Consider the following 13220-nt stretch of genomic DNA (forward strand, 5'->3'; position numbering starts at 1 on the left):
GAAAACTAGACGTAATCGGCGAGCCGCAGTCCGGTGAACTGCCAGCGATGGTGCGGATAGAAGAAATTGCGATAGGTAATACGGCTGTGGCCCTCGGGAGTTGCAAGCGAGGAGCCGCGCAGCACCAGTTGGTTGATCATGAACTTGCCGTTGTACTCCCCGAGCGCGCCTTCGATGGCGCGGTAGCCGGGGTAGGGCGAATATGAAGACCGCGTCCACTGCCAGACAATGCCGAAGGCGTCGTTGAGCTGGCCGGCACGCGCAGCAACCTCCCATTCCATCTCGGTCGGCAGATGCTTTCCGGCCCAGCGCGCAAACGCATCGGCCTCGTAATAGCTGACGTGGCAGACCGGCGCGTCCGGATCGACCGGCTTGAGGCCGGCGAGCGTCATCATGTGCCACTGGCCGTCGATCTCGCGCCAATGGCCGGGGGCGTCCCAGCCTTCGTTGTTGACGGTGGCAAAGCCGTCCATCAGCCACAGCGTTGCGGTCCGGTAGCCGCCGTCGCGCATGAAGGCGAGCCACTCGGCGTTGGTGACGAGGTTGCGTGCGACCCTGACTGGACCGACGAGGGCGCGATGCGCCGGCTTCTCATTGTCGAAATGAAAACTGTCGTCGACATGACCGACGGTGTGGATACCTTCGTTCAGCGTCAGCCAATCCTCCCCCGCGCGTGTCGAAGCCGGGAAGCGCCAGTCCGGATCATAGGCCGGCGGGATCGGGTTCTGCGCGAAGGCATGCAGGATGTCGGTGAACATCAATTCCTGATGCTGCTGCTCGTGATTGAGCCCGACCTCGACGAGCGGCGCGATCTCGCGAAGCTTGTCCGGGCCGACCTCGCGGAAGAATTTGACGACAGCCGCATCGACATATGTTCGATAAGCGCCGACCTGATCGGCGCTGGGGCGGGTGATGTCGCCGCGGTGATTGCGGGAATGACGCGGGCCGGCGCTGACGTAATAGGAATTGAACAGGAAAGCGAAATCAGGGTGGAAGGGCCGGTAGCTAGGGGCGTGCTCGCCGAGCAGGAATTGCTCCCAGAACCAGGTGGTATGGGCCCGATGCCATTTCGTGGGGCTCGCATCCGGCATGGATTGAATCTGCTGGTCTTCGGGCGACAGCGGCTCGGCCCGGCGCTCGGTCTCGTTGCGGACGGCGAGAAATGCCTCTTCCAGCCCCTGGGCGAGGCCGCGCGGGTCGGCCGACGGTGACGAAAGCGGCGGGGTGGCCGTAGCGGAGGCTGATTTCGTCACGTTTTTCTCCAGACAGGACAAGAGAACGTTGTTGGCGTTGCCCGGTTCCAAAACCTGGGTTCGTCCTAGATAGGGGCTCCGTTACGGTATGAAAGTCCTCCCCGGCGATGATATTCGTGGCATCATGTAATGGGGCCGGCGTGGCCTGGACCGGCCCCAAGGGGCTGTTCGCCGCCATTTTACTTTGGATGCACAACGGTTTGGGCTACATATATAGGCAGGTATCGGGTTAAATCGGCTGAGCCGGCCCGGAGTGATTGTTGAGGGCTCCGCCCCAGAAGGACACGGATATGAGCATCGCGGAATTCATCGCCAACGAAGTCAAGTCGAACGACGTGGTTCTGTTCATGAAGGGAACGCCGCAGTTTCCGCAGTGCGGTTTCTCCGGCCAGGTCGTCCAGATCCTCGACCATATCGGCGTTGGCTATAAGGGCCTCAACGTCCTCGAATCCGCCGAACTGCGCAACGGCATCAAGGACTACTCGAACTGGCCGACCATTCCGCAGCTCTATGTGAAGGGCGAGTTCGTCGGCGGATGCGACATCGTCCGCGAGATGTTCCAGGCCGGCGAACTGCAGCAGCTGCTCTCCGAGAAGGGCGTCGCCGTCGCGGCCTGACACGTGACCCAGCTGACGCGCCGCATCGGCGGCGCCGAGCTTGAGGTTATCGTCGCTGACATCACGACACTCGGCGTTGACGCCATCGTCAACGCCGCAAGTTCGTCTCTCCTTGGCGGAGGCGGCGTTGATGGCGCAATCCACGACGCTGCCGGTCCCGAGCTTCTGGCCGAGTGCCGGACGCTCGGGGGATGTCCGACCGGCGATGCCAAGATCACGAAGGGCTACCGTCTGCCCGCGGGACATGTGATCCACGCAGTCGGCCCCGTCTGGCAGGGCGGCAGCCGCGGCGAGGCGGATTCGCTGCGTTCCTGTTATCGCCGTGCGCTTGAGCTCTCCCAGGCCAATAGACTGAACTCTCTAGCCTTCTCCGCGATCTCGACCGGGGTATATCGCTTTCCGGCCGACCAGGCCGCGAAGATTGCGGTCCACACGACCATTGAAGCCCTGCCGGCTACGCCGCTGGTCACCCACGTCATATTCTGTTGTTTCTCGGAGACAAGCGCCGCGCTCCACACGGACGTTCTGGCGCGGTACAGCAGCCCTTGTGCCTGATGACGTGGTCAGTACACTCCGCTCGGCCACCTTCCGGGGAGGGGATATGAATTCACATTTCGGACTGCGTGCGTTGATTTGCGGCGCACTGGTGTCGCTGGGTGCGATGTCGCTCGCGCGCGCCGAAGGCACCTACGAGATTCCGGCCGGCGCGCATTTCAATCAGGACAAGCTCGCCAAGGTCAGCGAGTTCTTCAACAACGAGGTCGCGACCGGCAAGATCGCCGGCGCGACAGTGCTGATCAAGCAGCACGGCAAGCCGGTCTTCCGCGAAGCCTTCGGCGTGCAGGACGTGGTGAGCAAGGCGCCGATCACGGACCAGACCATCTTCCGCCTGTTCTCGATGAGCAAGGCGATCACCTCCGTCGTTGCGGTGCAGTTGATCGAGGACGGCAAGATCAAGCTCGACGATCCCGTCTCGAAATACATTCCGTCCTTCGCCAATGTGAAGGTCGGCGTCGAGAAGAAGGCCGACGACGGCACCAAGTCGCTCGAACTCGCGCCGCTGAGCCGGCCGATGACGGTGAAGGATCTGATGACGCACACGTCTGGCGTCACCTATGGCTTCTACGGCGACAGCCTGGTCCGCAAGGCCTATCGCGACGCCAAGATCTATGACGGCGATTTCGATCTCGCCGAGTTCGCCGAGCGCATCGCAAAACTGCCGTTGCACAACCAGCCGGGCGCGCTGTGGCAATACGGCCATTCCACCGACATTCTGGCGCGAGTCATGGAGGTCGCAACCGGCAAGCCGCTGCTCGAGATCGAGCGGGAGAAGCTGCTCGATCCGCTCGGCATGGTCGACACCGGCTTCTTCGTCACCGCGCCCGAGAAGCAGAAGCTTCTGGCGCAGCCGGTGCCGAATGACGCCGATTTTCGTGTCGGCCGGATCAATGATCCGACGGTTGTCAAAAAGATTCAATTCGCCAGCGGCGGCATGGTTACGACCATGGCGGACTATGAGCGCTTTGCGCAGATGCTGCTCAATGGCGGCAGCCTCGACGGCAAGACCATCCTCAAGCCCGAGACGTTCAAGCTGATGGTGACCGACCAGGTCGGCCCGACCTCGGGGGTCAGTCGCGACTATTTCTATTTCCCCGGCGACGGGTTCGGCTTCGGCCTCGGCCTTGCGGTCCGCACCGATCCCGGCAACGCCAAGCCGCCGCCGCCCGGCGATCTCGGGGAATTGAAGTGGGACGGCGCCTCCGGTTGCTATTTCGTCATCGACCCCAAGCAGGACATGTTCTTCGTGCTGCTGGAGCAGACCCCGACCGAGCGCCAGCGCGTGCAGCGGACATTGAAGCAGTTGGTTTATGAAGCAATGGAGAAGTGACATGTTCGGGCGCCGCGCGCTGATCGCGGCGCTCGTTCTTTTGTTCGGTGCAGGTGGTGCGCAGGCGGGCTCCGAGGGGCGCGCCCACAGTTTCTCGCCAGAAGGTCTGGCAAAGGTTTCCGACTACATCAGGAGCGAGGTCGCAGCCGGCACCTTTCCGGGCGCGATCCTGCTGCTCCAGCAGCACGGCAAGCCGGTCTATTACGAGAATTTCGGCGTCCGCGATGTCGCGACCGAGATCTCGATGAGCGCGGACACGATCTTCCGGCTCTATTCGATGTCGAAGCCGGTCACGACAGTCATGGCGATGATGCTGGTCGAGCAGGGCAAGCTCTCGCTCGATGATCCCGTCGCAAAGTACATTCCGGCCTTTGGCGCGATGAAGGTCGGTGTCGAGACGAAGGCCGAGGACGGCAAGGCTGCGCTGGCGCTGGAGCCGCTCAGTCGCCCCGTGACGATCAAGGATTTGATGCGCCACACTGCCGGGCTGCCCTACGGCTATTATGGCGGGGGCTTGGTGAACAAGCTCTATGCCGACGCCGGTCTCTTCGACAACAAGGCTTTGACCAACGCCGAACTCGTCGCGAAGATCACCACGCTTCCGCTCGCCGAACAGCCCGGCACGAACTGGGACTATGGCCACTCCACGGACGTGCTCGGCCGCATCGTCGAGGTCATATCGGGGAAATCGCTGTTCGCGTTCGAGAAGGAGCGGCTGCTCGATCCGCTCGGAATGACGGACACCGCATACTATGTCGCCGATCCTGCCAAGTGGCCGCGCATCGCCGAGCCGATGCCGCAGGATCGCGCGATCAGTCCGATGACGCAGGTCCGCGATCCCCGGAAACCGCTGAGGTGGGAGTCGGGCGGCGGCGGCCTTGTCGGTACGGTCGGTGACTACGCGCGCTTCTCGCAGATGCTGCTCAACGGCGGCAGCTATGAAGGTCGGCGCTATCTCAAGCCCGAGACCATCGCGCTGATGGCGTCGGATCATATCGGCCCCGCGACGAAGATCGCGCGCGATCAGAATTACTATCCGGGCGGAAGCTCCGGCTTCGGCCTCGGTTTCGCGGTGCGCACCTCGGTGCCATCAGGGACATCGTGGCCGCTTGGCGAATATCGCTGGGACGGCGTCGGCGGCACCTTCTTCTTCATCGATCCCGAAGACGATCTGTTCGGGATCTTCATGGTGCAGACCCCGTCGCAGCGTGGCCGGATTCAGCTGGCGCTGAAGACGCTGATCTATCAGGCGATGGGGCGGTAGCTAGCCGCCTTCGTAGCCCGGATGGAGCCAACGGGTCGGCGCGAAGCGCCGCCCGATGACAGGCTCCGCGCAATCCGGGAAAATCTTTCCGCGAGGCGAAGACCCCGGATTTCGCTGCGCTCCATCCGGGCTACGGACTTACGCCCCGCGCACGATCTCGCGCACGTATCCGATCGTTTCCTCGACCTGGGCCGCATTGACGTCGAGATGGGTGCAGGCGCGGATACGGCCGTCCATCATCGCGAGCGTCACGCCGCGCTGGCGCAGTGCGGCGACCATCTTGTCGCCGGCAATTCCGGCGCCGTCGGGCTTGAAGAACACGAGATTGGTCTCGGGCTCCTGCACCTCGACGCCCGCGATCTGCGATAGCCCGCGGGCGAGCGCGCGCGCATTGGCGTGGTCGTCGGCAAGGCGATCGACGTGATGGTCGAGCGCGTAGATGCAGGCGGCGGCACAGACACCGGCCTGCCGCATCGAACCGCCGAGGCGCTGCTTCCACTGCCAGACTGCGTCGATGAAGGCGCGGGTGCCCGCGAGCACGCCGCCGATCGGCGCGCCCAGGCCCTTGGAGAAATCGATCCAGGCCGAATCCCACCCCGCCGTCATGTCGCGCGGGGAGATGCCGCTTGCGACGGTGGCGTTGAGCAGGCGCGCACCGTCCATGTGGGTGACGAGGCCGTGCTGCTTGGCGATCGCGACGATCTCGTCGAGCGCTGCCTTCTTCCAGATCGTGCCGCCGCCGATATTGGCGGTCTGCTCGACGCTGACGACGGTCTGCGGCGGCTGGTAGCGCGTCCGCGGATGCAGTGCCTTGCGAAAGGTCTCCGGCGTGAACTGGCCGTCGGGTCCCTTGAGCTGGGTGACCTGGAAGCCGCCGATCGCGGCATGCGCGCCGCCTTCGCGGGCGATGATATGGGCGCTCTCGTGGGCGAGGATCTCGTCGCCGGGACGGCAATGCACCAGCGTCGCGGTGACGTTGCACATCGTGCCTGAGGGCATGTAGACCGCGGCTTCCTTGCCGAGTAGCGCGGCGACGCGCTCGCACAGTGCGTTCACGGTCGGATCGTCGCCGACCTGCTCGTCGCCGACCTCCGCCCGCGCCATCGCCTCGCGCATCGCAGCCGTCGGCTTGGTCTGCGTGTCCGAGAGCAGATTGATGCGCACCGGCGGCGCCTTGGGATCGATCGGGGGAGGGGTATAGAGCATCAACTTGCTCCCTGAGGGGAATGGCACTCGCTCGCGGTCAGCGAGCTCTGGGTGGACGCCGGGCGGCGTGACGAAACCGCATAATAACGATTTCTGTCTCGGTCACACGATAATCGATCAGATAGGGATAAGGGTTGACCGGCAAGCGACGGACGTATGCACGCGTAGTCGTTCGCCCTGCGTGGGGGTAGGTCTCTAGCAATGCTATGAGAGCGACAATGCGGCCGCGCACGTGGCCCGCGCCTTGGGGCGAGTGCGCCTGATGTAGGTCAGAATTTGGTCGATTTGGGCGAGCGCCCGCTTCGTATAGCGGACCTTTACAGCCCGTGCTTAGCCCACATCGCGCGGACTTCGTCGGCGCTGGCCAGCTCGCCGCGGGCGATTTCGGCTTCGGCCTCGGCGAGATCTGCCTCTTCCGCCGCCGTCAGCTCGATTGGTGGCTGATCGACCCCGGCAAGCTCAAGCAGGGTCCGCGCCAGTTCGTCCTGCTCTGAATCGGGCAGCCCGGAAACTTTGCTGAAGGCCTCTTCCAGAAGACGAGTCATGCTCAACTCCGCGATGTGCAATCATAGCACAGATGGCCTGTGGGAATCGCCGGCTCAAACAAAAAGGCCCCGGTGAACCGGGGCCTTTGAATGTCGTTCTGCCGAACTATCAGCGCGAATAGAATTCGACGACCAGATGCGGCTCCATCTGCACCGGGAACGGCACGTCGGAGAGGCCGGGGATGCGCACATACTTGGCGGTCATCTTGCCGTGGTCGACTTCGAGATAGTCGGGGGTGTCGCGCTCGGGGAGCTGGCTGGCTTCGAGCACGTGGGCGAGCTGCTTGGAGGCTTCCTTGACCTCGATCACGTCGCCGATCTTGAGCTGGTAGCTCGAGATGTTGACCTTGCGGCCGTTCACCTTGACGTGGCCGTGGTTGATGAACTGGCGCGCGGCGAAGATCGTGGAGACGAACTTGGCGCGGTATACGACCGCGTCGAGACGACGCTCCAGGAGACCGATCAGGTTCTCGCCGGTGTCACCCTTGAGGCGGCTCGCCTCGACATAGATGCCGTGGAACTGACGCTCGGAAATGTTGGCGTAATAGCCCTTCAGCTTCTGCTTAGCGCGCAGCTGCACGCCGAAGTCGGAGAGCTTGCCCTTGCGGCGCTGGCCGTGCTGGCCGGGGCCGTACTCGCGGCGATTGACGGGGCTCTTCGGGCGGCCCCAGATGTTCTGGCCCATACGGCGATCGAGTTTGTACTTCGCCTCACTGCGCTTAGTCATCGCGTCCTCTTCAGGTACATGGTTTGAGGAAACGCGCCCTCCTGTGTGACGGGCTGGGCCCGGCACTGACAGGTCCGATCCCCAAAGCTTAAGGGAGAGGACCACGGGTCGCGAAACGCTTCGCGGGCCGAAATCGGCCCGCGAGCAGGCGGCTTTTAGGTGAGTTTGGGCCGTTCTGTCAATGCGAATAGCCCCGAAATCATGTCCGGACCGCCCGGATCGGCTTGGGGCCGGCCGCGCGCAATTCGGCAGCGATTTCAGTGTTCAGGACCTGTTCCAGCCGGGTCAGGACCCGGGCTATGGGGGCGGCGTCCGTGACCCGGTGGTCCCAGCGGATCACGACATGGATGGTCTGGTCGCCCTGGACCACCCCATAGCTGACGATGAACGGGCCCGGCGTGATGGGATGGAGCTCGCCACCGCCATAGGCGGCCACTGAGCTCACGGCAAAACTGCCGAACCAATTGCCGCGCTGTCGGCCGAAATTCAGCCCGACCGCCCAGCACAGCCGCCGCAGCGGCAGCGGCAGGCGGGTGGCCCGCATGATCTTGCGGAACATCGGGATATCGTCGACCGGGGCCGTCTTGGCACGCCGGATTTCGGCGTCCACCGCGGCCAGCGCCATGGCTTCGGGAGCCGCGATTCGCTGCGGCATCACGCATTCCTCGCCGTCTTGGACCCGGGCGATCGCCACCGACGCCACGCTATTGGGCAGCTCGTAGAGCATCGGCCAAGGCCATTTGGCGTAGACGGTGCGCAGGACCGGCTCGTCCCTGGCGACCAGGGCAAAGGCCTTGACGAACATTGCGGCCCAGCCGGAGGGCGCCATCGCTCCGGCACGCGCCTCCAGCAGGGGGCGGATATTGAGGGGGCGGGAGGGCGAGACGAATGGCACGTCCATCGACGCCCGCATGAGGTCGCAAATCAGGCGGCGCGGCAGCGAAATGGTCTTGGACGTCCCGCGCATGGGTCTTTCGGTTCCTGCGGACTAAAATATGTGCAGCGAGCGGGTGGCCCGCTCGCCGCGTGCTCTAGCACGAACCAACCCGCCTGGCGCCGGTCGGTTCGCCGCATCAGGGCGCCGGCGAGGCCAGCGGCTTGGTCTTGTCGACGATGTAAACCCCGAGTACTTTCATGGCCTTGTCGCCATGAGCCTTGGCGTCGTGCACGACGCCTGCCGGGATCTGGTAGGAATCCCCGGCTTTGAGGGTTTTCTCCGGCTGGCCGTCGATGAGGAGATTCAGCTCGCCTTCGAGCACGTAGCCGGTTTCGACCCCAGGATGGGTATGGCGTCCGGCCGCGCCGCCGGCCGGGACCTCTGCGATGGCGGTGACGGTGTTGTAGCCGTCGGGAAATTCGACCTTCTGCAGCGGGGTCCGCTTGATGCCGGTCTGCTGGGCGAAGGCCGCAACGGCGAGGCTGGTGAAGGCGAGAGCGAGCAAAGTCTTTTTGAGCATGGTTCTTCCTCCCTGGAACCGCCGACCCTAGCAGCGTCGCAGTTCCCGGCAAGGCCGCGATCGGCTCGTTCAGCGCTTGATTCCCTCGAACGCCGCCATGATGCCGCGCTGGAACAGCGACCAGTCGAAACCCAGCGCGATTGCGCGATAACCGCGGTCGACCAGGGCGTTGGCCTGGTCTGCGGTGCGGGCGACGCCGCCGATCGGCACGCCGCTTTTGAGGATGCTGGCCTCGGCGCGGGCAACCAGCTCCAGCAATTCCGGATCGTCCATCTGCCCGCGCTTGTTGATGGACGTCGCGAGATCGCCGGGGCCGATCACCGCGACGTCGATGCCCGGCGTCGCCATGATCTCATCGATGCGATTGACGGCCTCGACATGCTCGATGGTGATCATGCAGATCATCTCGTCGTCGGCGCTGGCCATGTAGTCCGGCATCGACTGGCCCCAGCGGAACGGCGCGTGGAACGGACCCCAGAGACGATCGCCGCGCGGCGGATAGCGCACGCTGCGCACCGCCTTCTCGGCTTCGGCGCGATTGGTGATCATCGGGAAATTGATGCCGAAGGCGCCGATGTCCATCGGCGCTTTCGCAAGCCACGGCTCGTTCGCCGCGATCCGCACCAGGGGCGTGCATGGCGTGCCTGTCGTGGCGGCGATCATCGCATGCGCTTCGGTCAAGCCAATCGGGCCATGCTCGAGGTCGACGATGATCCAGTCGAGCGAGCGCGCCATGATCTGTACGGTCTGCACGCTCGGGATCGTCGCGATCGCGCCGAAGGCGGGGCGCCCCTCGCTCCACAATTGGCGAAGGCGATTGAGCGGCGTTGCGGGGACCGGCATGGGGATGAACCTGCGAAGATGGCGACGGCGAAACCTAGCAGCGCGCCGTCGAGGCGCAAGGTCAGGCCAGTGCGCGTCCGCCGAAGAACGGCGTCAGCGTGGCCGAAAGCCCATGCACGCGGTTCGAGGTGAAGATCATCTCGGCGCGGGACTGCGCGATGCCGCCGATTTGCGTGCCGAGCAGGTCGGAGACGCGGCGGGCGATGGCGGGCGCGGGGTCGATCCATTCGACCGGCCAGGGCGCGAGCGTCTTCATCCGGTCGAGCAGCAGCGGGTAATGCGTGCAGGCGAGCACCACGGTGTCGGTGCGCGATGTCACGTCCGCGGGATCACCGACGAAGCAGGGGGCGAGTTCGGCGAGGATGTCGCCGTCGTTGATCGGATGGCCGCTGAGCGCGGCTTCCGCCAGCGAGGCGAGTTCGGGCGAGCCGACCAATGTCACCTCGCAACCCAGCGCGAAATCGCGGATCAGCGCCTTGGTGTATTCGCGCTTCACCGTGCCCTTGGTGCCGAGCACCGAGACGCGGCGGGTCTTCGACTGCGCGCAGGCGGGCTTGATCGCCGGCACGGTGCCGACGAAGGGCAGGGAATAAGCGGCGCGCAAGTGAGATAGGACCAGGGTGGACGCCGTGTTGCAGGCGATGACGATGAGGTCAGGATCGTGCGTGCCAATCAGTTCGCCCATCAGCGGCACGACGCGGGCGATGATCTCGTCCTCGCTGTGGTGGCCATAGGGGAAGAAGGCATCGTCGGCGACATAGACGTAATGCGCGTCCGGGCGCGCGGCCACGACCTCGCGGAGCACCGTGAGTCCGCCAAGGCCAGAATCGAACACCAGGATCGTCGGGGAATAGGTCACGTCGCTACCTTAAGGGCACCATGGTTACCATTCGGTTTTTGGGGCGGTTTTGCGGCGGGGCCCGCTTGGGACCAATTTGGAACGATTCAATTTCACGGTTGCCGCAAGTTCCCGCTATCAGCAGCTGCGCTGCGGACGGGGACATATCCGCAAAACTCCGGAGAGCCGACATGATCAGAAATACCAGTAACGGCTGGGGCAGCGTTTCCCGGTGGCTGCACTGGATTTTGGCGCTGGCCATCCTCGCCATGATCGGCTTCGGCTGGTGGATGAACCACATCCCGGCGCGTCCGGACCGCTTCTTTTACCGCTCGATCCACGCCGATATCGGCTATGTGATCCTGCTGCTGACCGTGCTGCGCCTGGTCTGGCGCGCCGTCAACCCGACGCCCGTGATGCCGCCTGAAACCTCGCGCTGGCAGAAGATCGCGGCCCATGTCAGCCACGGCGCGCTCTATCTCGTGGTCATCCTGGTCGCGATGCTGGGCTGGGCGCATTCCGGCGCGCGTATGCCGGATTATTCCGATTTCTTCGGCCTGTTTCACGTGCCGCAATTCACCTCTCCCGACCGTGCGGCGGCGGGCGCCTATGAGGACCGCCACATCCTCTTTGCCTATGTGCTGCTGGCGCTGATCGCGATTCACGTGGTCGCTGCGCTCTGGCACCACTTCATCCGCCGCGACCGCGTCGTGGCGCGGATGGTGGCGGACGAGGCCGGGTAGGGGACGGTCCCTCCACGTCGTCATTGCGAGCGCAGCGAAGCAATCCAGAGTCTTTCCGCGGAGGCAGTCTGGATTGCTTCGCTGCGCTCGCAACGACGGGTTAAGATGTGGCGTCACGGCAGGTCCAACTCACGGTCGCAGGAGACGCCATGCTCACCGTCCATCATCTCGGCAAGTCGCAATCCGAGCGCATCGTCTGGCTCTGCGAAGAACTGGGAATTCCCTACGAACTGAAGCGCTACGCGCGCGATTCCGTCACCATGCTGGCGCCGCCCGACTACAAGGCGCTGCATCCGATCGGGAGTGCGCCCGTGATCACCGACGGCGACCTCGTGCTCGCCGAGTCCGGCGCCATCGTGGATTACATCATGGCCAAATACGGCGATGGGCGCCTTGCGCTCCGCCCTGATCATCCTGATTTCGCGCAGTTCCTGTACTGGTTTCACTTCGCCAACGGCACGCTGCAGGCCGGCATGGGCCGGCTGATGATCCTGAACCGGCTCAAGCTCGCCGAGGACAATCCGATGCTGGCCGCGAGCAGAGGGCGTACCGACCGCGCCTTCGACCTGGTCGATGCACGTGCTCGCGACGCCGAATATCTGGCGGGCGACACCTTCACCACCGCCGACATCATGATGGGCTTCTCGCTCACCACGATGCGCTACTTCCAGCCCTATGACCTGTCGCGCTGCCCGAATGTGATCAAATATCTCGGCCGCGTCGGTGCCCGCCCGGCCTACCGGCGCGCGATGGAGAAGGGCGATCCGGGAATGGCGCTGCTACTGAGCTGAGCCGCGGCGCCGTTCACGCGATCCGGTTCGTGGTCGTTGACCGCTCGCTCGCCAGCTGCTTCTGCAAGCGGTCGATGTTTTGCAGCAGGCGCTGGCTGGTCAGCACCAGGAAGTAATAGCCGAACTGCGGGTCCTGAAAATAGATCTCGAGCAGGCGGTCATAGGTGATCGTCAGCACCTGTCCGTCCTCGACGCATTCGATCGTTCCGGTGCGCCGGTTGTCCGGCGTGAGGAAGCCGAGCTCTCCCATGAGGGCTCCGGGCCCGATCTCGACATTGATCTCCTTGACCAGGAACTTGCCGGTGACCGTGAGGAGCATCTCCTTGGCGGGATCGCCCAGTTTGAAGAGCGTATCGCCACTGCGATATCTGCGCTCAGTCATGAACGGCTTGAGCCACTCGATCGACATGTCGCCTTCGGCCGCATGGCGCGCCTTCTTGACCAGCTTGAGCATCTGCCGCAGGCGCAGGGCGTTGATCGGAAGCAGCAACAGATAGAGGAGGAAGGTCGAGACGTTGGCCGAGAGCGCGCCGAAAACGGCGAAGAACGCACAGCCGACCATGTTGGCGACGCGCAGCGGCACCATCGTCCGCATCAGGAGGGTGGCGACGAAGAAGCCGGCGCCGACCGCGGCGAACAGATTGGCCAGCGTAATGTTTTGGACAAAGATCTCCAGCAACCGGTTGAAGATCGCGTCGTAGGTGACGTTGTTGGGATCGAGGCCCATCTGGACCAGGATCTTTGCGATCCTGAGGTTGTCCGTCGCCGCATCCAGAATGCGGTCGAGGATCGAGGAAATGTCTGCGCTGCCGGACGGCATGTACTAACCCCGCGTAAGGCCTTCAGTCCTGGTCGGTATGCTCGACACGTATAGCCGAAATCGAATGACGACCGCTTGAAATGAAGCCTTCGGCCGCCATGTCGCAAGAGGCAAATTTTAGCCTGATCGGGCGTTTCGGCAATTGCACGTTGGTTGTGCGCATGGCCGTCGCGCGCCCGTGATTCGGGGCCCCCGGGGCGCGGGCTTCGGCGTCGTGGACCGTGGCGC

Annotated in this window: 16 protein-coding genes; 6 read left to right on the plus strand and 10 right to left on the minus strand. The window is 64.1% G+C overall.

What is annotated here, in order from left to right:
* Nucleotides 1-5 precede the first annotated feature (5 nt).
* Complete coding sequence (egtB, locus tag CT676_RS22890; protein WP_167768116.1) at nt 6-1304, minus strand: ergothioneine biosynthesis protein EgtB; 1299 nt, start codon at nt 1302-1304, stop codon at nt 6-8.
* A 239-nt stretch (nt 1305-1543) separates the two neighbouring features.
* Between egtB and grxD the strand changes: the two genes are divergently transcribed.
* Genes grxD through CT676_RS22910 form a run of 4 tightly spaced genes read left to right on the plus strand, consistent with a single transcriptional unit; the run spans nt 1544 to nt 5022 of the window.
* Complete coding sequence (gene grxD, locus CT676_RS22895) at nt 1544-1870, plus strand: Grx4 family monothiol glutaredoxin (protein ID WP_085404302.1); 327 nt, start codon at nt 1544-1546, stop codon at nt 1868-1870.
* 3 nt (nt 1871-1873) lie between these two features.
* Entirely contained in the window at nt 1874-2425 is a 552-nt protein-coding gene (locus CT676_RS22900) for an O-acetyl-ADP-ribose deacetylase (protein ID WP_135215420.1), read from the plus strand.
* A gap of 46 nt (nt 2426-2471) precedes the next feature.
* Complete coding sequence (locus CT676_RS22905) at nt 2472-3758, plus strand: serine hydrolase domain-containing protein (protein WP_167768117.1); 1287 nt, start codon at nt 2472-2474, stop codon at nt 3756-3758.
* A 1-nt stretch (nt 3759) separates the two neighbouring features.
* Entirely contained in the window at nt 3760-5022 is a 1263-nt protein-coding gene (locus CT676_RS22910) for a serine hydrolase domain-containing protein (protein WP_167768118.1), read from the plus strand.
* A gap of 138 nt (nt 5023-5160) precedes the next feature.
* Here the strand turns inward: CT676_RS22910 and CT676_RS22915 are convergent, their stop codons facing one another.
* The 8 genes from CT676_RS22915 to murI form a co-directional block, all read right to left on the minus strand.
* Nucleotides 5161-6228, minus strand: coding sequence for a threonine aldolase family protein (locus CT676_RS22915; protein ID WP_028158436.1), 1068 nt, complete (start codon nt 6226-6228; stop codon nt 5161-5163).
* Between the two features lie 37 nt (nt 6229-6265).
* Nucleotides 6266-6460, minus strand: coding sequence for a type II toxin-antitoxin system RelE/ParE family toxin (locus CT676_RS22920; RefSeq protein WP_244623240.1), 195 nt, complete (start codon nt 6458-6460; stop codon nt 6266-6268).
* A gap of 85 nt (nt 6461-6545) precedes the next feature.
* Nucleotides 6546-6773 (minus strand): hypothetical protein, encoded by a 228-nt coding sequence (locus CT676_RS22925; RefSeq protein WP_135215423.1) that lies wholly within the window; start codon nt 6771-6773, stop codon nt 6546-6548.
* Between the two features lie 109 nt (nt 6774-6882).
* Nucleotides 6883-7500 (minus strand): 30S ribosomal protein S4, encoded by a 618-nt coding sequence (rpsD, locus tag CT676_RS22930; protein WP_071912408.1) that lies wholly within the window; start codon nt 7498-7500, stop codon nt 6883-6885.
* Between the two features lie 199 nt (nt 7501-7699).
* The gene (locus tag CT676_RS22935; RefSeq protein ID WP_135215424.1) at nt 7700-8467 is read right to left on the minus strand and encodes an acyltransferase; all 768 of its coding nucleotides are present in this window, start codon (nt 8465-8467) and stop codon (nt 7700-7702) included.
* Between the two features lie 106 nt (nt 8468-8573).
* Nucleotides 8574-8957, minus strand: coding sequence for a cupin domain-containing protein (locus CT676_RS22940; protein ID WP_085404308.1), 384 nt, complete (start codon nt 8955-8957; stop codon nt 8574-8576).
* A gap of 69 nt (nt 8958-9026) precedes the next feature.
* Nucleotides 9027-9800: an aldolase/citrate lyase family protein gene (locus CT676_RS22945; RefSeq protein WP_135215425.1), complete on the minus strand. Its 774-nt coding sequence runs from the start codon at nt 9798-9800 to the stop codon at nt 9027-9029.
* A 61-nt stretch (nt 9801-9861) separates the two neighbouring features.
* Nucleotides 9862-10659: a glutamate racemase gene (gene murI / locus CT676_RS22950; RefSeq protein ID WP_135215426.1), complete on the minus strand. Its 798-nt coding sequence runs from the start codon at nt 10657-10659 to the stop codon at nt 9862-9864.
* Nucleotides 10660-10829: 170 nt separating this feature from the next.
* On the opposite strand from murI, the gene CT676_RS22955 reads away from it, so the two are divergent.
* Nucleotides 10830-11381 carry a cytochrome b gene (locus CT676_RS22955; protein WP_135215427.1) on the plus strand — a complete coding sequence of 184 codons (552 nt, stop codon included), beginning with the start codon at nt 10830-10832 and terminating at the stop codon, nt 11379-11381.
* A gap of 149 nt (nt 11382-11530) precedes the next feature.
* A complete protein-coding gene (locus CT676_RS22960) occupies nt 11531-12172 on the plus strand; it encodes a glutathione S-transferase (protein ID WP_135215428.1) in 642 nt (213 codons plus the stop codon).
* 13 nt (nt 12173-12185) lie between these two features.
* Here CT676_RS22960 and CT676_RS22965 read toward each other — a convergent pair whose 3' ends face one another.
* Complete coding sequence (locus tag CT676_RS22965; RefSeq protein ID WP_071912420.1) at nt 12186-12992, minus strand: cyclic nucleotide-binding domain-containing protein; 807 nt, start codon at nt 12990-12992, stop codon at nt 12186-12188.
* Nucleotides 12993-13220 lie beyond the last annotated feature (228 nt).

The organism is Bradyrhizobium sp. MOS001 (assembly GCF_004634465.1).
Lineage (GTDB): Bacteria > Pseudomonadota > Alphaproteobacteria > Rhizobiales > Xanthobacteraceae > Bradyrhizobium > Bradyrhizobium barranii.

Excerpts from the sequence above, each read along its gene's own strand:
- grxD (WP_085404302.1), top strand. The coding sequence starts at position 1,544 with ATGAGCATCGCGGAATTCATCGCCAACGAAGTCAAGTCGAACGACGTG.
- CT676_RS22905 (WP_167768117.1), top strand. The coding sequence starts at position 2,472 with ATGAATTCACATTTCGGACTGCGTGCGTTGATTTGCGGCGCACTGGTG.
- CT676_RS22910 (WP_167768118.1), top strand. The coding sequence starts at position 3,760 with ATGTTCGGGCGCCGCGCGCTGATCGCGGCGCTCGTTCTTTTGTTCGGT.
- CT676_RS22915 (WP_028158436.1), bottom strand. The coding sequence starts at position 6,228 with ATGCTCTATACCCCTCCCCCGATCGATCCCAAGGCGCCGCCGGTGCGC.
- CT676_RS22925 (WP_135215423.1), bottom strand. The coding sequence starts at position 6,773 with ATGACTCGTCTTCTGGAAGAGGCCTTCAGCAAAGTTTCCGGGCTGCCC.
- rpsD (WP_071912408.1), bottom strand. The coding sequence starts at position 7,500 with ATGACTAAGCGCAGTGAGGCGAAGTACAAACTCGATCGCCGTATGGGC.
- CT676_RS22935 (WP_135215424.1), bottom strand. The coding sequence starts at position 8,467 with ATGCGCGGGACGTCCAAGACCATTTCGCTGCCGCGCCGCCTGATTTGC.
- CT676_RS22940 (WP_085404308.1), bottom strand. The coding sequence starts at position 8,957 with ATGCTCAAAAAGACTTTGCTCGCTCTCGCCTTCACCAGCCTCGCCGTT.
- CT676_RS22945 (WP_135215425.1), bottom strand. The coding sequence starts at position 9,800 with ATGCCGGTCCCCGCAACGCCGCTCAATCGCCTTCGCCAATTGTGGAGC.
- CT676_RS22955 (WP_135215427.1), top strand. The coding sequence starts at position 10,830 with ATGATCAGAAATACCAGTAACGGCTGGGGCAGCGTTTCCCGGTGGCTG.
- CT676_RS22960 (WP_135215428.1), top strand. The coding sequence starts at position 11,531 with ATGCTCACCGTCCATCATCTCGGCAAGTCGCAATCCGAGCGCATCGTC.
- CT676_RS22965 (WP_071912420.1), bottom strand. The coding sequence starts at position 12,992 with ATGCCGTCCGGCAGCGCAGACATTTCCTCGATCCTCGACCGCATTCTG.